The 18,017-nt window shown below is 69.9% G+C and carries 14 protein-coding genes and 5 tRNA genes; 6 read left to right on the top strand and 13 right to left on the bottom strand.

Going from position 1 to position 18,017, the window contains the following annotated elements:
- Window positions 1-50: 50 nt before the first annotated feature.
- Together JLI01S_RS11880 and JLI01S_RS11875 are read left to right on the top strand one after the other, a co-directional pair.
- Entirely contained in the window at window positions 51-392 is a 342-nt protein-coding gene (locus JLI01S_RS11880) for a PRC-barrel domain-containing protein (protein WP_068264794.1), read from the top strand.
- Window positions 393-466: 74 nt separating this feature from the next.
- Window positions 467-1,135, top strand: a complete 669-nt coding sequence (locus tag JLI01S_RS11875; protein WP_068264792.1) for a GAF and ANTAR domain-containing protein — start codon at window positions 467-469, stop codon at window positions 1,133-1,135.
- Between the two features lie 9 nt (window positions 1,136-1,144).
- On the opposite strand, the gene JLI01S_RS11870 is transcribed toward JLI01S_RS11875, so the two are convergent.
- Window positions 1,145-1,792, bottom strand: a complete 648-nt coding sequence (locus JLI01S_RS11870; RefSeq protein ID WP_245634605.1) for a flavodoxin family protein — start codon at window positions 1,790-1,792, stop codon at window positions 1,145-1,147.
- 55 nt (window positions 1,793-1,847) lie between these two features.
- Here JLI01S_RS11870 and JLI01S_RS11865 point away from each other — a divergent pair, with 55 nt between their 5' ends.
- A complete protein-coding gene (locus JLI01S_RS11865) occupies window positions 1,848-2,954 on the top strand; it encodes an FUSC family protein (protein WP_068264789.1) in 1,107 nt (368 codons plus the stop codon).
- Between the two features lie 92 nt (window positions 2,955-3,046).
- Here JLI01S_RS11865 and JLI01S_RS11860 read toward each other — a convergent pair whose 3' ends face one another.
- The 4 genes from JLI01S_RS11860 to JLI01S_RS11845 are packed head-to-tail and all read right to left on the bottom strand — an operon-like array spanning window position 3,047 to window position 10,155.
- Complete coding sequence (locus JLI01S_RS11860) at window positions 3,047-5,272, bottom strand: catalase (RefSeq protein WP_068264787.1); 2,226 nt, start codon at window positions 5,270-5,272, stop codon at window positions 3,047-3,049.
- A 34-nt stretch (window positions 5,273-5,306) separates the two neighbouring features.
- Window positions 5,307-6,794, bottom strand: coding sequence for an FAD-dependent oxidoreductase (locus JLI01S_RS11855; RefSeq protein WP_068264785.1), 1,488 nt, complete (start codon window positions 6,792-6,794; stop codon window positions 5,307-5,309).
- A 15-nt stretch (window positions 6,795-6,809) separates the two neighbouring features.
- On the bottom strand, window positions 6,810-8,852 hold the full coding sequence (locus tag JLI01S_RS11850; protein ID WP_068264783.1) for a CocE/NonD family hydrolase: 2,043 nt from the start codon (window positions 8,850-8,852) through the stop codon (window positions 6,810-6,812).
- Window positions 8,853-8,856: 4 nt separating this feature from the next.
- Complete coding sequence (locus tag JLI01S_RS11845) at window positions 8,857-10,155, bottom strand: ATP-grasp domain-containing protein (protein WP_068264781.1); 1,299 nt, start codon at window positions 10,153-10,155, stop codon at window positions 8,857-8,859.
- A 125-nt stretch (window positions 10,156-10,280) separates the two neighbouring features.
- Between JLI01S_RS11845 and JLI01S_RS11840 the strand changes: the two genes are divergently transcribed.
- Complete coding sequence (locus JLI01S_RS11840; RefSeq protein ID WP_068264779.1) at window positions 10,281-11,657, top strand: NAD-dependent succinate-semialdehyde dehydrogenase; 1,377 nt, start codon at window positions 10,281-10,283, stop codon at window positions 11,655-11,657.
- Window positions 11,658-11,669: 12 nt separating this feature from the next.
- Here the strand turns inward: JLI01S_RS11840 and JLI01S_RS11835 are convergent, their stop codons facing one another.
- The 6 genes from JLI01S_RS11835 to JLI01S_RS11810 all read right to left on the bottom strand — a co-directional run bounded on the left by JLI01S_RS11835 (window position 11,670) and on the right by JLI01S_RS11810 (window position 13,448).
- Window positions 11,670-12,641: an alpha/beta hydrolase gene (locus JLI01S_RS11835; protein WP_281177465.1), complete on the bottom strand. Its 972-nt coding sequence runs from the start codon at window positions 12,639-12,641 to the stop codon at window positions 11,670-11,672.
- A gap of 173 nt (window positions 12,642-12,814) precedes the next feature.
- Window positions 12,815-12,889: transfer RNA gene (locus JLI01S_RS11830), tRNA-Val, on the bottom strand.
- 28 nt (window positions 12,890-12,917) lie between these two features.
- Window positions 12,918-12,988, bottom strand: a tRNA-Cys gene (locus JLI01S_RS11825).
- A 23-nt stretch (window positions 12,989-13,011) separates the two neighbouring features.
- A tRNA-Gly gene (locus JLI01S_RS11820) sits at window positions 13,012-13,084 on the bottom strand.
- A 181-nt stretch (window positions 13,085-13,265) separates the two neighbouring features.
- Window positions 13,266-13,340: transfer RNA gene (locus tag JLI01S_RS11815), tRNA-Val, on the bottom strand.
- A 35-nt stretch (window positions 13,341-13,375) separates the two neighbouring features.
- Window positions 13,376-13,448 (bottom strand) — tRNA-Gly (locus JLI01S_RS11810).
- Between the two features lie 124 nt (window positions 13,449-13,572).
- Between JLI01S_RS11810 and JLI01S_RS11805 the strand changes: the two genes are divergently transcribed.
- The gene (locus tag JLI01S_RS11805) at window positions 13,573-15,249 is read left to right on the top strand and encodes an acyl-CoA dehydrogenase family protein (protein WP_068264777.1); all 1,677 of its coding nucleotides are present in this window, start codon (window positions 13,573-13,575) and stop codon (window positions 15,247-15,249) included.
- Here the strand turns inward: JLI01S_RS11805 and JLI01S_RS11800 are convergent.
- Window positions 15,236-16,144, bottom strand: coding sequence for a polyphosphate kinase 2 family protein (locus JLI01S_RS11800; RefSeq protein ID WP_439645572.1), 909 nt, complete (start codon window positions 16,142-16,144; stop codon window positions 15,236-15,238). The genes JLI01S_RS11805 and JLI01S_RS11800 overlap by 14 nt on opposite strands.
- A 17-nt stretch (window positions 16,145-16,161) precedes the next feature.
- Between JLI01S_RS11800 and JLI01S_RS11795 the strand changes: the two genes are divergently transcribed.
- Complete coding sequence (locus JLI01S_RS11795; RefSeq protein ID WP_068264774.1) at window positions 16,162-16,839, top strand: dihydrofolate reductase family protein; 678 nt, start codon at window positions 16,162-16,164, stop codon at window positions 16,837-16,839.
- Here JLI01S_RS11795 and JLI01S_RS11790 read toward each other — a convergent pair.
- A complete protein-coding gene (locus JLI01S_RS11790) occupies window positions 16,836-18,002 on the bottom strand; it encodes an alpha/beta hydrolase family protein (protein WP_245634604.1) in 1,167 nt (388 codons plus the stop codon). The two genes, JLI01S_RS11795 and JLI01S_RS11790, sit on opposite strands and share 4 nt — an antisense overlap.
- Window positions 18,003-18,017: the final 15 nt, after the last annotated feature.

The following is an 18,017-nucleotide window of genomic DNA, read 5'->3' as shown; positions in this document are numbered from 1 at the left end:
CGGGTAGCGTCCGGGCGAGCCGCTGGCAAGCGACATGACAACAACCTCGGATGAAGGGCAAGCAGATGGTTGTGCCGGACGAAGGGACGAGTCGCGCGCTGTGCCGCTACCTGGGCCGCCGCGTGCACTCCACCGACGGACGGACGCTCGGCGTGGTCGCGGACGTGCTCGCCGACGCCCGCAGCGGCGCCGTGCAGTGGTTGGTCGTGCGGGTTGCCGGCATGCGACCCCGGTACCGCACGGTGCCCGTCAACGTGTCGATCGAGGTCAGAGGACGGCTCGTCGTCCCCACCTCCCGGCACATGCTGCTGGCCGGACCGCCCGTGGAGCTCGGCGTCGCACTGACGTCGCCCGACGAGCTGCGACTGCGCGCTCACTGGACCACCCACTAGGGGCGGTTGGCACATCACCACGTCGGTGGACGACACTTGGGCCGGATGGGTCCCCACGACGAGGAGTGCTTGTGATGAAGGACGTGGAGCTTGCGCGCATCGTCGAGCAGCTGTCGACGGAGACCGAGGAGATCTACACCCTCCAGCAGGTCGTGGACCAAGCCGTCCTGCACGTGCCCGGGTGCGACATGTGCAGCGTCTTCGTCCGTCGGGGCGACGTGGTCGAGGTGGCTGCGACCACCGATGCCCTCGCCTCGCGTGTCGACGACCTGCAGTTCGACCTCGGCGAGGGACCGTGCCTGACCGTGCTCGACGACCACGAGATCGCCTCGGTCCCCGACACGGCCACGGAGGTGCGGTGGCCCCGCTGGACCGATGCCGCCCGCGCGGAGGGCGTGCGGTCCTCGCTGAGCGTGCGCTTGGCCGTGGACAGCCCCTACTTCGCCTGCCTCAACATGTACTCCCGAGAGCTGGACGGCTTCGACACCGACGCGATCGACCGGTCGATCGTCTACGCCCGTCTGGCCTCGGTCGCCCTCCTGCAGGCGAGGGAGATCACCGGCCTGCGCAGCGCGCTGCAGAACCGGCTGATCATCGGCGCGGCGCAGGGCATCCTCATGGAGCGGTACGGACTGAGCCTCAACCGAGCCTTCGAGGTGCTGCGACGGCGGTCCAACGAGACCAACACCAAGCTGCGCGACGTGGCGCAGGGCGTCGTCGACGGTCTGCAGCTTGGGGGCTGACCCAGTCGATCAGCTCGGCGGCGCTGGGACAGGGTGCTCGCGCAGGGCGGTGGCGACGGCCACGAGATTCGCCGCCATCGTGCGACCGGTGCGCGCCGACCACTCGTGCCCGTGGTCGGTCTCCATGTACGACGGTCCGGGCCCCGGACCCTTGTTCCAGTACGTCCACGCCTGACCGGGCACCGTGAACCCGATGTCGCCGAGGGCGCCGGCCACCTCTGCGATGACGTGGTGCGCACCATCCTCGTTGCCCGTGACGACCACTCCGGCAACCTTGCTGTACGCGACGGGAGTGCCGTCGTCGCGGGTCTCGGAGATCATCGCGTCGAGCCTCTCCAGCACGACCTTCGAGACGCTGGACGGCTGACCGAGCCAGGTCGGTGTGGCGATGACCAAGATGTCGCTGTCGAGGACCTGCGCGTGGATGGCCGGCCACTCGTCCCCGGGTCCCATGTCGGTCTCCACCCCGACAGGCACCGAGTGGTCGACGACGCGTTGGACGCTCACCGAGACCTTCCGCTCCTTCAGCGCAGAGATCACGACATCGGCGAGGGCCTGGGTGTTCGACGGCTCGGGCGAGGACTTCAGGGTGCAGTTCAGTACCAGTGCCTTCATGCCGGGGGCGTACCCGTCACCCGGGACCGCAAACCGCTGCATGCAAGCACCGCCGACGGGTAGATCGTTCGGTGCGCCGACCCAAGGAGACGCGATCATGCAGACAGGCCGGATCACCCGGCAAGGCGCCGAGTGGCGTGACCGGACCCGTGCCCGGGCGACATCGCTCGTCCCCCCGCTCCGGTCGCCGCGCACCCGTTCGGACCTGACGCAGATCGTCAAGGCCGTCCTGGCGGCGGTCCTGGCGTGGATCGTCGCCGCACACCTGCTCGGTCTGCAGGAATCCTTCATGGCTCCGTGGACCGCCTTGCTGACGGTGCACGCCACGGTCTACCGCTCCTTCACCCGCGGGGTCCAGGTCGTCATCGCCTCGCTGGCCGGGATCTTCCTGTCGTACCTTGCCGTCGAGGTGGTCGGGCAGTCACCGACGGCCTTGGGGCTGGCCCTCCTGGGCGGCATGCTGCTCGGCCGGTTGCGTCCGATCCGCGAGGAGGGCAGCACAGTGGCGACCACCGCACTCTTCGTCATCACCGCGGGGCAGGCCGAGCAGGGGCCGGTGCTGCTCGACCGTGTGATCTGCACCGGTGTGGGTCTTGCCTTGGGCGTCCTCGTCAACCTGATCGTGCTCGCCCCCCTCGACGACCGTCTGGCCCGGCGCGAGGTGGACGCCCTGTGCAGCCAGCTCGGAGACCTCCTGCGCAACATCGCTGTCGGCCTCCGCCAGGCTGGGGACGTCGATCCTGGCGGGTGGATCGACCACTCCCGCCAGGCGGACGAGCGCATCGGCCGCGCCTGGGAGCTCCTGCGGCACACTCGCGAGGCACGCCGCGGCAACCCCCGTCGACGGTCGCGACAGCTCGACCCCCGCGGGTACGAGACCTTCCTCCTGCGCATCGACGAGGGCTTCACGCAGGCTCGCGCGATCGCGCGCACGGTGCAGCACGCACAGGTCGCACCGGATCGTTGGGACGAGCACTTCCGCGCCACGTGGATCCCGCTCCTGCACGATCTCGGCGACCGCGTGGCCGCGCCGGAGCGCGGTCTGCCGAGTCTGCAACCGCGCCTCCAGGTCCTGACCGAGGAGATGTCGCGCGAGGACCTGCCGGAGGTTGCCTGGCCCGTCTACGGTGCGCTCATCAACAGCACCCGGAGCATCGTCGACTTGCTCGACGAGGTCCTCACCGCTCCGTCCCCCGGTGAGTGAGGATGCACGACGTCGCCCCCGGGGAGGTGGCTCCTCCGGGGAGGTGGCTCCTCCGGGGGCGACGGGACGAACCCTCCAGCGAGGGTCCCGGCTCACTCTGTCGGGGCGAGCCGCTCCCAGACCCGGTGGCCTGCGAGCAACGTCAACAGCTGACCGATGACGTCGGTGGCGTCCTCCCCGAGGACGACGCCGGGAGCCCCGCCCGCGGCCAGGGCCGCAAGTGCATCAGCTCCTCGTGACCAGGCGCCGATGGCCTTGCCGTGCCGATAGGTCTCTGCGACGAGCAGCTGCAGCCGCGGGTCGATCGCGGTGCCTGCCGATCCTCCGGACGGGTCGAAGGCCCGAGCGTCCGTGCCCGACTGGGGATCCGCCGTCGCATCGGGTGCGCCGACCAGCAGGAGGGCGTCGTACTCGACCGACCGCGCGGTGAGGAGCGTGCGCTGCACCGGGACGGCCTGCTTGCCGCTGCCCAGCGTCCCGCCGACCGGGGCGATGACCAAGGGGACGAGGCCGGCCTCGTGGATCGCCGCGCGCACCTGGGAGAGCTCTGCGAGGTCAGTGGACTCGTCGACCACGATGCCGACCGTGCGCCCGTCGATCGGCCACTCCCTGCCGAGCTGCGACAGTGCCGGGCTCGGCTGGGCGTCTGCGACCTCCTGCGCCTCGGGCGACGGGAGCCCGAGCCCCTGGGCCACCCGCTCGGCCAGCTCAGCATCGATCTGGGCGAGGCACGCGACCTGGCGCTCACGAACGGCCTGCTCGTAGCAGCGCCCCAGCTCGAAGGTGTAGGCCGAGACCACGTGGTCCTGCTCCGTCGGGGTCAGGCTGAGCCAGAAGAGACGGGCTTGGCTGAAGTGGTCGGCGAAGGAGGCAGCGGCCTCCCGCGACTTCGGTCCCGACACGATCTGCGGCACCTCGATCAGCGCACCGTCCTCGGTCCCGGCGTGGAAGGGGCATCCTCCGTCCAGCGAGTTGGGACGGTAGGGCGCGACGCCACCGTGGTCGGCGGTCTGGTGCATGCCGTCGCGCAGCATGTCGTTGACGGGCGCATGCGGTCGGTTGATCGGGATCTGGCCGAAGTTGGGTCCGCCGAGCCGGCTGATCTGCGTGTCCAGGTACGAGAAGAGGCGACCCTGAAGCAGCGGGTCGTCGGTGACGTCGATACCTGGCACGAGGTGGCCGGGGTGGAAGGCGACCTGCTCGGTCTCGGCGAAGTAGTTGGTGGGGTTGGCGTTCAGCTGCAGCCTGCCGATCGGCTGGACCGGCACGAGCTCCTCGGGCACGATCTTGGTCGGGTCGAGCAGGTCGATGCCCTCATGGGTCTGGTCCTCGCTGTCGGGCATGACCTGGATGCCGAGCTCCCACTCGGGAAAGGCCCCGGCCTCGATCGCGTCGGCGAGGTCCCGGCGGTGGAAGTCCGGATCGGCGCCGTTGACCAGCTGTGCCTCGTCCCACACGAGGGAGTGCACCCCGAGCTTGGGCTTCCAGTGGAACTTCACCAAGCTCGTCTCCCCCGCCTCGTTGACGAGGCGGAAGGTGTGGATGCCGAAACCCTCCATCATCCGGTAGGACCGCGGGATGGCGCGGTCGGACATCTGCCAGATCGCGTGGTGCTGGGCCTCGGTGTGCAGGGAGACGAAGTCCCAGAACGTGTCGTGCGCGCTCTGGGCCTGCGGGATCTCCCGGTCCGGGTGGGGCTTGGCTGCGTGGACGATGTCGGGGAACTTGATCGCGTCCTGGATGAAGAAGACCGGGATGTTGTTGCCGACGAGGTCGAAGGTGCCCTCGGAGGTGTAGAACTTCGTCGCGAAGCCGCGGGTGTCGCGGACCGCGTCCGCCGATCCACGAGAGCCGACGACGGTCGAGAAGCGCGTGAAGACCGGCGTCTCCACCCCGTCACCGAGGAACGCGGCACGGCAGACCCCGACTCCGGTGCCATACCCAATGAAGGTGCCGTGGGCGGCCGCACCGCGCGCGTGCACGACCCGCTCGGGGATGCGCTCGTGGTCGAAGTGCGTGATCTTCTCCCGCAGGTGGTGGTCCTGGAGGAGGGTCGGCCCACGCTCACCGGCCGTGAGCGAGTGGTCGGTGTCGCGCAGCCGGGCACCCTGGGCGGTCGTGAGGAAGGCTCCCGCCTGCGCGCGGTCCCCCTCTGCGCCGCTCGGACGTCCCGTCGGCGAGATGTGAGCGACCGGACGTTGGTCCGGCGAGGGCGGCAGTGGCTCGTGCGGCGTGGTCGGTTCCTCGACCGTCGGTGTGCCCGAGCCCGGTGAGCCGGGGACAGGGATGTCGTCGTGGGGCTTCTTGGCGGCGCTCATGGTCTCTCCTGGTGGATCGAAGGGGGATGCCGGACTACCCCTGCTCGGCGTCCGGCATGCGCCGGGCGGGCAGCGGTTGCGCCGCCGGTCCCTCGATCACCTCTCCCGTGGGGGCGAAGCGGGAACCGTGCAAGGGGCAGTCCCAGCTCTGCTCGGCGTCGTTCCACTCGACCACGCCACCGAGATGGGTGCACAACGCCGAGACCGCGCAGGTGCGTCCGTCGACCGTCGAGCGTGCGACGGGGACGACGCCGCGGCGGCCGACCTCCCCTTCGCCCTCCGCCGGGGACCCCGGCTGCAACGGGTGGAGCGCGACCCCCGCCGTCCTGGTGACGATGCTCATCCCGACACGGGCGTTGATGCCGATGAGGCGGGCCACCGCCGCCGGCCGGCTGATGCGCCGGTGGATCGGCCGCGACCAGGGCATCTGACTGCCGAGGATGCTCGCGCTGAGGTCGAGGGCGGCTGCCACGCCGTTGGTCATACCCCACTTGTCGAAGCCGGTGGCGACGTGCACCTGGCCGAGCCCGCGCGGCATCGTCCCGACGAAGGGGAAGCCGTCGTGCGAGCGGTAGTCCTGCGCCGACCAGGCATGGGTCTCCACGGCGTCCGGGAAGTGGGTGGCCGTCCAGTCACGCAGATGATCGAGGTGCTCCCGCTCGGAGCGGACGCGGCCGGTCGCATGTCCGTCACCGCCGACGAGCAGTCGGGGCCCTGGTGCGTCGCGCACCGAGCGGGTCGATCCGCCCGCCGAGATCAGCATCATCTCCGGCGGGCTCGGGTGGTCGAAGGCAAGCGCGTAGGAGCGCGAGACGCTCAGCTTGGCGAAGTAGCCGCCCCGGTCGAGCACTGGTGTCCCGGTGGCGAGCACGACCTGGTCGCAGCGGGTACGGCCCCGCGTGTGCTGGACCACCGGACGCAGGGACTGTCCCATACCGGTGACCCTGGCCCCCGTCACGAGGCGCCCGCTGTGCGCGCGCAGGTCGTCGACGAGGGCCTCGAGGAGCTCCATCGGGTCGAGCTGCGCCTGGTCGTCGAGCACCACGCCGCCCGCGTGCTCGAAGGGCACAGGCAGCTCCTCGGCCCAGCGCACGGGCAGGCCCATGCGGGAGGCTGCCTCGAGCTCAGCCCTGGCCTGCTCGAGCCCGCGGCCGGAGTCCGCTGCGTAGGTCACTGCGGAGCGGTTCTGGTAGGCCACGTCCTGCTCGTCGCAGTAGCGCAGCAGCCAGTCACGTCCCTCGCGGTTGCCCTCCACGTAGCCGGCCACCACGTCCTCGGACTGGTGCCTCAGCAGCTGCGAGTACCGCGTGCCCTGCAGCAAGGACACCTTGGCGGTGCTGTGCCCTGTCGTGACCGCACCGGCATCGCGTGCCTCCAGCACGACGACGTCGCGGCCTGCTCGAGCGAGCAGGAGTGCGGTGACCAGACCCGTGATGCCGGCACCGACGACCACGTCGTTGCACCGCTCCACCGGATCGTCGGAGGTGATGGGTGCGCGGGATGCACGCCACAGCGAGGTCATGATGGCTCCTTGGTCTCAGACGAGATCCCGGGGGATGACCCGGTCCCAGCTCTCGGCGTGGACGCGACGGTGGCCCCGCGCGTCGTCCAGCTCGTAGGCGTCGAGGTCGGCGCGGATGATGAAGTCCTCCTCGGTGCACGTGAGGACCGTGCTCGTGACGACCTCGGTACGCCAGTCGTCGCGCTCGATCCGCCGCACGGTGCGCGTCTCCCCCCGCACGGACGTGACGTCGTCCCAGCGGAAGGAGTACCACTCCGTCGTCGAGCGGCGGATGACCGTCCCGGTCTCCTCGATGCGGAAGGCGCCCTGGTCGTTGACGATCTCCAGCGTCGAGACATCGGTCGCCAGGTCGCGCGTGACCCGCCAGTCGTGCACGCTCGGCTCGAGGACCGTCGCCTCCAGCTCCGGCGCCATGGCCGGCTCGTGGAAGGGGGAAGCTCTCTCGTCATCGTCCTGCCGTGGCCGGACCGGGATCCGCACAGTGCTCTCCGCAGGATGGATCGTCAGCTCGGCGGCCCTCGGCGCCGGCCAGACCAGCGGCCAGTAGGACGTCGACACCGACAGCCGCAGCCGGTGCCCTTCCGGCAGGGAGTGGGCCACGCCGTTGAGCGGCACCCGGACGTCGTAGCGCTGCCCCGGCACGAGCGGCTCGGGGTGGGTGCTCGACGTGCGGTGGGTGAGGTTGAGGACGCCGTAGGTGATGCGCGTCGCCTCCCCGGACGGGGCGACATCGGACAGGCGGACAGCCACCTGCGCCACCGGCTGGTCAGCCGACAGCGTGACGTCCAGACACGGCAGACCGAAGACGTCGGTGTGCTCGGTGAGTGGCTCGCTCTCCCAGACGAGTGCTCCGCCATCCTCCTCGCGCTGGTCGTAGGGCAGGTCCGGCACGGCCGCGTAGGACGCCCACTTGCCGGCGAACATGCCCACGCTGAGCGGTGACCTCAGGGTGATGGGCGCGATGCCCTCATCACCCTGGCCGCCCTCGGCCAGGTTGGCCCGGGTCAGCCGGAACTCCCTCTCGTCGATGCGTGGCGAGGGCCACTGGTCCTCGGCGACCCAGCGCCCGGGGCGTTCCTCGTAGGAGGCTCTCGGGGGGACGCTGTCCTGCATCCAGGCACGCAGCACGGGGTCCTCGTCGATCCCGGTGTCCTTGTCCTTGAGCCAGTGGTCCCACCACCGGACGAGCTCCTGCAGGAAACCGATGGCCGGTCCGGGCACCCCGAGGTGCGGGTACTTGTGGCCCCACGGGCCGATGAGTCCGTGGCAGGGCACCTCGAGGTGCTCGAGCAGACGGAAGATGGCGTTGGTGTAGCCGTCCGCCCATCCTCCGACGGCCATGACGGGGCACTGGATCGCGGAGTAGTCCTCGCTGACCGACGCCGGCCGCCAGTACTCGTCGCGCCGCTGGTGGCTCAGCCAGGTGTCGAGCCACAGGCCGCTGCCGCGCAGCCGCTCCAGCCACATCTCGCGCCAGGCGTCCCCGACGATCGCGGGGTCGGGCGGGAGGCTGTTGAAGGCGAGCATGACCGTCGCCTCGGAGAGGTTGTCCCCGAGCAGCGCGCCGCCCATGTAGTGCATGTTGTCGACGTAGAGGTCCTCGGTCGCCGACGCGCTCACGATCGCCTTGAGCGCAGGGGGCTGTCGCGCGGCGACCTGCAGGCTGTTGAAGCCGCCCCAGGAGATGCCCATCATCCCGACCTTGCCGTCGCACCAGTCCTGCTCGGCCAGCCAGGCGATGACGTCCTCGGCGTCCTGCAGCTCCTGCTCGCGGTACTCGTCGACGAGCACCCCGTCGGAGTCCCCGCTCCCCCGCAGGTCCACGCGCACGCACACGTAGCCGTGGGCGGCGATGTAGGGGTGGTTGACGGCATCGCGACCGCGGGTCAGGTCACGCTTGCGGTAGGGGATGTACTCCAGGACCGCCGGGAGCGGACCGACCTCTCCCGCCGGGCGCCACAGACGCGCGGCCACACGCTGTCCGTCACGGAGGGGGATGAAGACATTTTCCTCCGTCTCGACCTCGTGGATGATCTCGGTGTCGATGGTGGCCGTCATGGGCTCAGGCGCTCCCTTCGTCGCAGTCCTCGAGGTCGAACTGCAGCATCTGCTCGATGTCGTCGATCCGCTGGCGCAGGCTCTCCCGGTCGGGTGCTCCGACATAGACGATGGCCAGCAGGTAGCGGTAGGAGTCCTGGTGCGGGAGCTCGGAGAGCCGGTCCCCCACCGCGACGGGGAAGGTGACCTTGGTGCCGGGGTATCGCTCGGCGATCTGCTCGAGCACCGAGGCGTCGGGGATCGCCCGGACGATCGCGTCGCCCTCGTGGGCGACCACGTACTGGGTGGCGACCGTGAGGTCACCCTTCCCCTTCGGCATCCGGGGTGTTTGCCCCAGCGCGACGTCCACGGCCACCTGGTGGTTGGACCGACCGTCGACGAGGGCGAACATCTCGCTGTGCGACTGGGAGATCCGGGTGTTGACCTCGATGATGCGCAGCTCCTCCCGCTCCTCGTCCCACATGAACTCGGAGTTGAAGCACCCGTCGTCGAAGCCGATGTGCTCCAGAAGGCGTCCGGTGATCTCGCGCGCCTTGTCCTGGACGTGCTCCGGCACCGTCGCTGCCGGGTAGTCAATCTGCTCGATGCTCAGGCCGCTCTCGCTCTTGAGCATGTCGACGACCCCGTGGACGGCGAACCGGCCGGCGGACACGCTGCCCTCGGGCGCGAACTGCGTACCGGTGATGATCTCCTCGGCGAGGCAGGCCGACCCGCCGAGCCCCTGCAGCTCCTCGGGGAGGTCCACCCGCTCCAGCACCTGGTCGAAGGCGTCACCGACGTCGGTGATCTCGGCGCGGATCTCCTCCAGCGCCGCCAGCAGGTCGCTGTCGTCGCGGATCTCGAACCCGAGGTTGGATGAGTGGCCCTTGATCGGCTTGACCCAGTAGGGGAAGTCCAGGTCGATCTGCTCGGCGGCGTCCTCGGCGAAGGGGTCGAAGGCCACGAAGCCTGGGACGACCTCCGGCACGGCCTGACGCTGCTCGAGCCGACTCCAGTACTTGTGCTCCAACTTGAGCAGGCTCGTCAGCGACGGCGCGGGCAGTCCACGCTCAGCGGCCAGCACGGGCCCGAGCACAGAGGTCGGGAAGTCCCAGTGGCTGACGATGGCGTCGACGCTCCCGTCGAAGGCATCGAGCTGGGCGCGCGCCCGGTCGAGCAGTGCGTCGAAGTCGATCTCCTCGGTCCCGACCAGGGCCTCGTGGTCGAGCAGGTCGTGGAACTGCAGCTCACCGCTCTGGTGGACGGTGCCCAGCTCTTCTCGTTGCATGGGGGTCAGGCCCAGGACGAAAACATGTCGTGTCATGAGGGGCCCCTACCCACTCTCCGTGTCGCCACACACGACGCCGTCAGACGGATGGACGCGTGCATGGGCCGCAGGAGGTCGGGTAGTGCCTCGGGGACCGTCGACACCGCCCAGGAGAGGACTCCATGTCGAACTACCGCACGCAGAACCCCACCACTGGTGAGATCGAGCGCACCTTCGACGAGGTCGACCGGGCCGGTGCCCTCGCGGCAGTGGACCGGGCGCACCGCGCCCACGCGCAGTGGCGCGAGCAATCGGCCGACGAGCGTGCCCAGGTCCTGCGCCGTGCTGCAGACCTGTACGACGAGCGCGCGGACGAGCTGGCCCGGGCGATCGCCGTCGAGATGGGCAAGCCCATCAAGGAGGCGAAGGGAGAGGTGCGGCTCGCGGGGTCGATCTACCGCTGGTACGCCGACCACGGCCCCGAGCTGCTCGCTGAGGAGGATCTCGGGGCGCAGGGTGCGCTGCGCAGCGTCGTGCGCAAGGAGCCCGTCGGCGTCCTGCTCGGCGTCATGCCGTGGAACTACCCGTACTACCAGGTGTCGAGGTTCGCGGCGCCCAACCTGATGCTCGGCAACACGATCGTGCTGAAGCACGCAGGGATCTGTGCCGCCTCGGCGTCGCTCATGGAGGAGGTCCTCCTCCAGGCCGGGCTGCCGGACGGCGCGTACATCAACCTCTTCGCATCGAGCAGCATCATCCCCGACGTGATCGCCGACCCGCGGGTCCAGGGTGTCTCGCTCACCGGCAGTGAGGCTGCGGGAGCATCCGTGGCAGAGGTCGCCGGCAAGAACCTCACCAAGTCCGTGCTCGAGCTCGGCGGCTCCGACGCCATGCTGGTGCTCGATGCCGCCGACGTGGACGCCATGGCCAGGACGGCCGCGCGAGCCCGCCTGTCCAACGCGGGACAGGCCTGCAACTCCCCCAAGCGGATGTTCGTGGCGGACGAGATCCATGATGAGTTCGTCGCAGCGTTGACCCGTCACGTGGAGGCGACGCCGGTCGGCGACCCGCTGGACGAGGCCACCCGCATGGGGCCGATGTCCTCCGTCGAGGCCCGGGACGACCTCGACGAGCAGGTGCAGGACGCCGCCGGCAAGGGAGCGACGATCCACACCGGAGGCCACCCGCTGGACCGTGCGGGAGCCTTCTACGCACCGACGGTCATCACCGGCATCACTCCTGACATGCGCGCCTGGGACGAGGAGCTCTTCGGGCCCGTGGTGATGGTCTACCGGATGACCGACGTCGACGCCGCGCTCGAGCAGGCCAACTCCTCCCCCTTCGGTCTGTCCGGCTCGGTGTGGAGCGACGATCCGCACAAGGCCGCCGAGGTGGCTGCCCGGCTGGACGTGGGTATGGCGTATGTCAACGAGCACGGCACGACCATGCCGGGGCTGCCCTTCGGCGGGGTCAAGCGCTCCGGCTACGGGCGGGAGCTCGCCTCGGACGGGATGAACGAGTTCGTCAACCGCAAGCTGGTGCGTGTCGCTGCGAAGTAGTCCGGTCGGCCGTCAGGCCTTGCGCAGGCGACGGATCACGCCGTTGATGTCCTGCCGCAGGAGGTCGTACTCCACCAGGTGACCGCGGTCGCGCTCGTGGGACTCGAAGGAGATGCCAGCCGTGTGCAGGGCGGCGCGGAACTCTCGCTGACCAGCGAGGACCTGGGTCTCGTTGGCGACGTCCAAGAGGTTGATCGGGTCAGGGTGCGTGCCGGCGGCCAGGAAGACCCGCTTGTTGCGGTAGCTCGGGATGCGCTCCACCGGGTTGTCGGCGGAGACCCGCCGCTCGTCCCACAGGGGCGCGCCGTAGATCGTGCCGCCGGCCAGCTCCACGACGGCGGACGACAGGTTGGCCCAGTGCGCCACCAAGCCGCTGTCGCGGCGGATGCTCGCCGGTCCGGAGTGGCTGCTGACCGAGGCGAAGTGGCCGTAGTACTTGGCCGCGTACTTCAGCGCACCGAAGCCACCCATCGAGAAGCCGGCGACCGCTCGCCCGTCGTACTCCGCATACGTGCGGAAGTTGGCATCTATCCACGGGATGACCTGGGCGATGTGGAAGGTCTCCCAGTTGTGCGCACCGTTGTTGCTGCTCACCGGGTTGGAGTACCAGCCGGCGGCTCCACCGTCGGGCACGACGATGATGACGTCCTTGTGGGCGCTGGCGGAGACGAGCCACTGGTCGTAGGCGCGGAAATCCTGCTGGCCACCGTGCAGGAAGTACATGACCGGGTAGCGCTTGCTGCTCGTGTGGTAGCCGTCAGGAAGGATCACATTGATCGCCGGGTTCCACGCGATCGCGTCAGTCCTGAAGCGGTAGTACCGCAGGCGAGCGACGGACTCGTTGCTGTCGACGACGGTCAGGCCGTGGCCGTCCCGGAGGGCGTGAGCGGCGCCCCCGCCGATCGCTGTCGCGCCGCCGGCCAGCGCGAGAGCCGCGCCTCCCCGGAGCATCGTGCGACGGTTGACCCCTGCATCGTGCGGCACGTCTGTCTCCCCTGGAGCGCTGATACGCGGACGTGTCCACGCTAGGCCGCCGGACACCCGCTCGCTCGTCGAGAGGAGCTGCGGCGGGTGAACTCCTCGTCAGGAGATCGTCAGCGATCGGGCACCAGCGGGTATGACGAAGGCCCCCGGACAACGTCCGGGGGCCTTCGATCTGGTGGGCGATACTGGGATCGAACCAGTGACCTCTTCCGTGTCAGGGAAGCGCGCTACCGCTGCGCCAATCGCCCCATCTCATGCACGTGATCTGCATGGTCGAGGTGGAGACGGGATTTGAACCCGTGTAGACGGCTTTGCAGGCCGTTGCCTCGCCTCTCGGCCACTCCACCACCAAAGGTGGTCTCACCTTGCGAGCGGATGACCGGGTTCGAACCGGCGACCTCAACCTTGGCAAGGTTGCGCTCTACCAACTGAGCTACATCCGCATGTGCCCCGGTCACGTCTGCAACGTGGGGCACGAGGAGAAACATTAACCCATCGAGCGGCGACTCTCCCAACCGGGGCCGCCCGGCGTGGCGCCGCTGCTGACACCAGGGCTGCAGGACCCACGGCCGCGCACGACGAAGGCCCCGAGCCGCTGTCGCGACGTCGGAGCCTTGATCGTGCTGGTGGGCGATACTGGGATCGAACCAGTGACCTCTTCCGTGTCAGGGAAGCGCGCTACCGCTGCGCCAATCGCCCAAGTGGTGCTCGACCACCGACGAGGGTGGTGTCCGAGCGGATGACCGGGTTCGAACCGGCGACCTCAACCTTGGCAAGGTTGCGCTCTACCAACTGAGCTACATCCGCAATCTGCAGGCTCACATCGCTGCTTGCCTGCGCTGGGTGAGATTAGCCCAGAGCATCCGCAGATTCCAAACCCGAGGTGACCACCGCCCCTCGGCCGCCGACGAGCGGCCCGTATCGTGCGGTCATGTCCACGCATGAGGTCAGCAACCAGGTCCCGCCGTACGGCGGTCACGACGTCTTCGGGAGCGATCCGGTCCTGAGCGAAGGCGTGGCCCGCTGGGTCCCCCGGCCGCAGCGCAGCGAGGCGGTCACCGAGCTGACCACCCTCGGCGAGCTGGCCGGCTCAGAACGCGCCGAGCGCTGGGCCGATCTCGCGCAGCGCAACACCCCGCGGCTGGTCACCCACGACAAGTGGGGCCACCGCGTCGACGAGGTCGAGTTCGACCCGGCGTGGCACGAGCTGATGGGCGTCGCCGCCGGCGCCGGTCTGACCGCGGTGCCGTGGACCCAGCCGCAGTCCAGTGGCGCACACGTGCGACGGGCCGCTGGCTTCGTCACGTGGAGCCAGGTCGAGCCGGGCCACATCTGTCCCATCACCATGACCAACGCGGCGGTCCCTGCCCTTCGCCACTCCCCCGAGCTCGCCGCCCGCTGGGAGGGCAAGCTCGCCTCCCGTCAGTACGACTTCGGGTTGCGCGAGGTGCAGACCAAGACCGGCGCGATCGCCGGCATGGGGATGACCGAGAAGCAGGGCGGCTCGGACGTGCGGGCCAACTCGACCCTCGCCGTGCGCACCCCCGGCGGGCCGCTGACCGGTGACACCTACCGGCTCACCGGTCACAAGTGGTTTTGCTCCGCGCCGATGAGCGATGTCTTCCTCGTGCTCGCCAAGACCTCCGACGAGGCGCCGCCGAGCTGCTTCCTCGTGCCCCGTGTCCTCGAGGACGGGAGCCGCAACCCCTTCGCCCTGCAGCGCCTGAAGGACAAGCTCGGCGACCGCTCCAATGCCTCCTCCGAGATCGAGCTCGACGGCACCTGGGGGGCGCTCGTCGGCGAGGAGGGAAGGGGGGTCCGCACGATCATCGAGATGGTCTCGGCGACCCGCTTGGACTGCGTCCTCGGCTCCGCGGCCACGATGCGGGCCGCGCTCACGCGGGCGGTGCACCACACGAGCCACCGGCGGGCCTTCGGCGCGACGCTCGTCGACCAGCCGCTCATGCGCAATGTCCTCACCGACCTGGCGCTGGAGTCGGAGGCTGCGACGCTGCTCGGACTGCGGCTGGCGCACGCCCTCGACGAGGGCGACACCGAGCTGACCAGGCTGGGAGTGGCGGTCGGCAAGTACTGGGTGTGCAAGCGGACCTCCCCCTTCGTCGCGGAGGCGATGGAGTGCCTCGGCGGCAACGGCTATGTCGAGGAGCACGGCATGGCCCGGCTCTACCGCCAGGCGCCGCTGAACTCGATCTGGGAGGGCTCGGGCAATGTCAACGCGCTCGACGTCCTGCGGGCGATCTCCCGCGAGCCGGCATCGCTCATGGCGCTGCTCAAGGAGGCGTCGACGGCCCGTGGGCACCTCCCGGTGCTCGACAGCGCCCTCGACGAGCTGGAGCGCGACTGCGCGGGCCTGGCGGCGCTCGACGGCGCTGACATCGCGATGGGTGCGCGGCGACTCGTCGAGCGGCTCGCCCTCACCCTCCAGGCCAGCTTGATGGTGCTGCACTCGCCCACCGAGATGGCCGAGGCCTTCGTCGCCTCGCGCCTGGGCGGGGCCACAGGCGCGAGCTTTGGCACCCTCGACGCGGGCCTGGTGACCCTCGCCGGCGCCACCGCCATCGACCGGGCCCGGATCAGCTCTTCTTGAGCCGCTCCTGCTGCTCCTCGACGTCGAAGTCGGCCTCGGGCCACTGCGGGTCCAGCTGCGCGAGGTGCTCGTGGAGCAGGTTCATCACCGCGAGGCGCGCGAACCACTTGCGGTCGGCGGGCACGACGTACCAGGGCGCGACATCGGTCGAGCACTTGTCGATGACGGCCTGATAGGCCTCCTGGTAGTCCTCCCAGGCCTCCCGCTCGTCGATGTCGCCGGGGTTGAACTTCCAGTGCTTGTCCGGGCGGTCCAGCCGCTCGGTCAGGCGTTCCTTCTGCTCGTCCTTGCTGATGTGGAGCATCACCTTGATGATCGTCGTGTCGTCGTCCACGACGCTCTGCTCGAACGTGTTGATCTGCCCGTAGCGACGCGACCACTGGGCCTTGGGCACGAGGTCGTGGACACGCACGACGAGCACGTCCTCGTAGTGGCTGCGGTCGAAGACGCCGATCATCCCCGGCTCGGGCAGGGCATTGCGGATGCGCCACAGGAAGGGGTGCTTCTGCTCCTGCGCACTCGGCGCCTTGAAGCCGGTGATCTGCACACCCTGCGGGTCGACGGCACCGACGGCGTGGCGCATGATCCCGCCCTTGCCCGAGGTGTCCATGCCCTGCACGACGAGCAGGATGCTGCGCGTGCCTCCTGCGCGGGACTCCGCGAAGAGTCGCTCCTGCAGCTCGGAGACCGGCTCGGTGAGCGCCTCCAGCGCCTCCTTGCCCGCGTCCTTGTCCCCGTCGAAACCCGGGGTGCTCCGCGGGTCGATCGAGGCGAGGTCCGTGCCCGGGTCGGCACGCAACGCATCGCTGAAGGGGGTGGGAGGGGGCGTCGACGTCTTCTTGGCTGCCTTCTTGTCCTTGGCCATGTCACGCATCATGTCAGCCGGGTCGCTCATGCTGCAGACTCGAGGGCATGCGGATCCTCATCGCCGACAACGCCCCCTTCGACGTCCAGTCCGGCGCCACCGTCGGTGACGCCGAGATCGACGCCCTCTATGCGAGCACCGACCCGCTGCTGCGACTGAACTTCGTCGCGACGCTCGACGGCGCGGCCAACGGGCCCGACGGGGTGTCCGGGTCGATCAACTCCGATGCCGACCACCAGGGCTTTGCCGCGATGCGTCGGGCCGCGGACGTCCTGCTCGTCGGGGCGGGCACCGTGCGCGCCGAGGAGTACGGAGCGGCCGCCACCCCGATCGTCGTCGTCTCCCACCGGCCGCAGCTGCCGCCGTCGGCGCGGGGCGGCGAGGGCATCGTCCTCGCGACGACCCGGGCCTCGGGTGCGCAGGAGGACGAGGGCACGTGGCTGTGCGGCGAGGACACCGTCGACCTGGCCACGGTCGTCGAGCGGGCACGGCAGGCCTTCGGTCCCCACGTGCTGTGCGAAGGGGGTCCCACCCTCGCTGCCCAGCTGGTCGCCGCGGGACTCGTCGACGAGCTCGGGCTGTCGTGGACTCCCCACCTGGTGGGCGGCAGCCGAGGCGCCCACCCGCGCATCCTCGACGGGGTGGACGTCGAGGTCGACCTGACCTGCCGACACCTGCTCGAGGAGGACGGCACCCTGCTCGGTCTGTGGCGGGTGACCCGCTAGCGCACGAACTCGGTCACGACGGACTCCCAGCGCCGCGGGTCGACATTCCACTCCTTGCAGTGCCGGGCCAGTGACCACGGCTCGAAGCTGATGAGGTCCGGCCGCGCCGACGCCAGGGCCTCGCTCGGTCCGACGGGCACGAACTCGTCGTCGCGCGAGTGGATCAGCAGCATCTGGTGCGAGAGCTCGTCGGCGCGCTCGACCCAGTTGGTCCGCGCGACGTCGACGCTCTCGGAGACCCCGATCAGTCGCTTGGCCCAGTGCTGCCCCATGAGCGCGCTGCCCAGATGACCGATGGGTGCCGGCACCTTGTGCAGGCTCGCGTGATGCTTCAGGACATCGCCCCAGTCGACGACGGGGCCGTCCAGCACCGCGCGGGAGACGACCGAGGCCAGCGGCGAGCGGTCGAGGAACTGGAGCACGATCGCGCCGCCCATCGACCACCCGACGAGGACGATCTCGTGGGCCCCGCGCGCCAGCGCGAGCTTGATGGCGTCCTCGATGTCCCGCCACTCCGAGAGGCCCAGGTTGTAGCGGCCGTCAGGACCGACCGGCGCATCGCCGTCATTGCGATAGCTCGGGACGAGGCTGGTCAGCCCGGCCGCGTGCATCGCCGGGACCGCCCGCAGGGTCTCGTGCCGACGCGCGCCGCGTCCATGGACGAGCACCGCCCAGCGTGACCCGTCGCCGTGCTCGCTCGGCACGACCCAGGCGGGCATGGGACCCAGCTCGGTCGGGACGGCGACGTCCTCGTAGGCGAGCCCGAGGTTGGACCCCGGTGTGCCGCCGTAGTAGTAGCCGTTGAATCGGGCCGGACCGGGCTCCAGGACACCGCAGTCGACGCCCAGGAGCTCGCGGCGCACCCGCTGGTGCCGGTGGTCGACCTCGAGGACCCCGCCGATGCGGGCGTGGCCGCGGCCTCCGTCGAGCCAGAGACCGTAACGGCCGGGGACGAGCAGGTCGGGTGTCCCCGACAGGGTGAGGCTGTCGGAGTGGATCACGTGGATCTGCGTGTCATCGGGTCGCACGAGGTCAGGCGTGAGCACCCTGCGGGCGAAGTACGTCGCCCCGCCCATCCACACCGAGCCCGCACCGACGAGCGCCGACCCCACGGCCACCGAGCCGTATGTCAGCGCCCTCTCGGCCACCGTCCGCTTTGCCACGCGCACATCGTCTCA

It is taken from the genome of Janibacter limosus NBRC 16128 (assembly GCF_001570985.1).
Lineage (GTDB): Bacteria > Actinomycetota > Actinomycetes > Actinomycetales > Dermatophilaceae > Janibacter > Janibacter limosus.
The sequence above is the reverse complement of the archived record's forward strand: the minus strand, read 5'-3'. Positions and strand labels throughout refer to the sequence as shown.

Bases quoted from the DNA above. Each gene is read 5' to 3' on its own strand.
- JLI01S_RS11805 (WP_068264777.1), top strand. From the start codon at position 13,573: ATGTCCACGCATGAGGTCAGCAACCAGGTCCCGCCGTACGGCGGTCAC.
- JLI01S_RS11865 (WP_068264789.1), top strand. From the start codon at position 1,848: ATGCAGACAGGCCGGATCACCCGGCAAGGCGCCGAGTGGCGTGACCGG.
- JLI01S_RS11845 (WP_068264781.1), bottom strand. From the start codon at position 10,155: ATGACACGACATGTTTTCGTCCTGGGCCTGACCCCCATGCAACGAGAA.
- JLI01S_RS11880 (WP_068264794.1), top strand. From the start codon at position 51: ATGAAGGGCAAGCAGATGGTTGTGCCGGACGAAGGGACGAGTCGCGCG.
- JLI01S_RS11795 (WP_068264774.1), top strand. From the start codon at position 16,162: ATGCGGATCCTCATCGCCGACAACGCCCCCTTCGACGTCCAGTCCGGC.
- JLI01S_RS11855 (WP_068264785.1), bottom strand. From the start codon at position 6,794: ATGACCTCGCTGTGGCGTGCATCCCGCGCACCCATCACCTCCGACGAT.
- JLI01S_RS11860 (WP_068264787.1), bottom strand. From the start codon at position 5,272: ATGAGCGCCGCCAAGAAGCCCCACGACGACATCCCTGTCCCCGGCTCA.
- JLI01S_RS11850 (WP_068264783.1), bottom strand. From the start codon at position 8,852: ATGACGGCCACCATCGACACCGAGATCATCCACGAGGTCGAGACGGAG.
- JLI01S_RS11875 (WP_068264792.1), top strand. From the start codon at position 467: ATGAAGGACGTGGAGCTTGCGCGCATCGTCGAGCAGCTGTCGACGGAG.
- JLI01S_RS11870 (WP_245634605.1), bottom strand. From the start codon at position 1,792: ATGCAGCGGTTTGCGGTCCCGGGTGACGGGTACGCCCCCGGCATGAAG.
- JLI01S_RS11800 (WP_439645572.1), bottom strand. From the start codon at position 16,144: ATGAGCGACCCGGCTGACATGATGCGTGACATGGCCAAGGACAAGAAG.
- JLI01S_RS11840 (WP_068264779.1), top strand. From the start codon at position 10,281: ATGTCGAACTACCGCACGCAGAACCCCACCACTGGTGAGATCGAGCGC.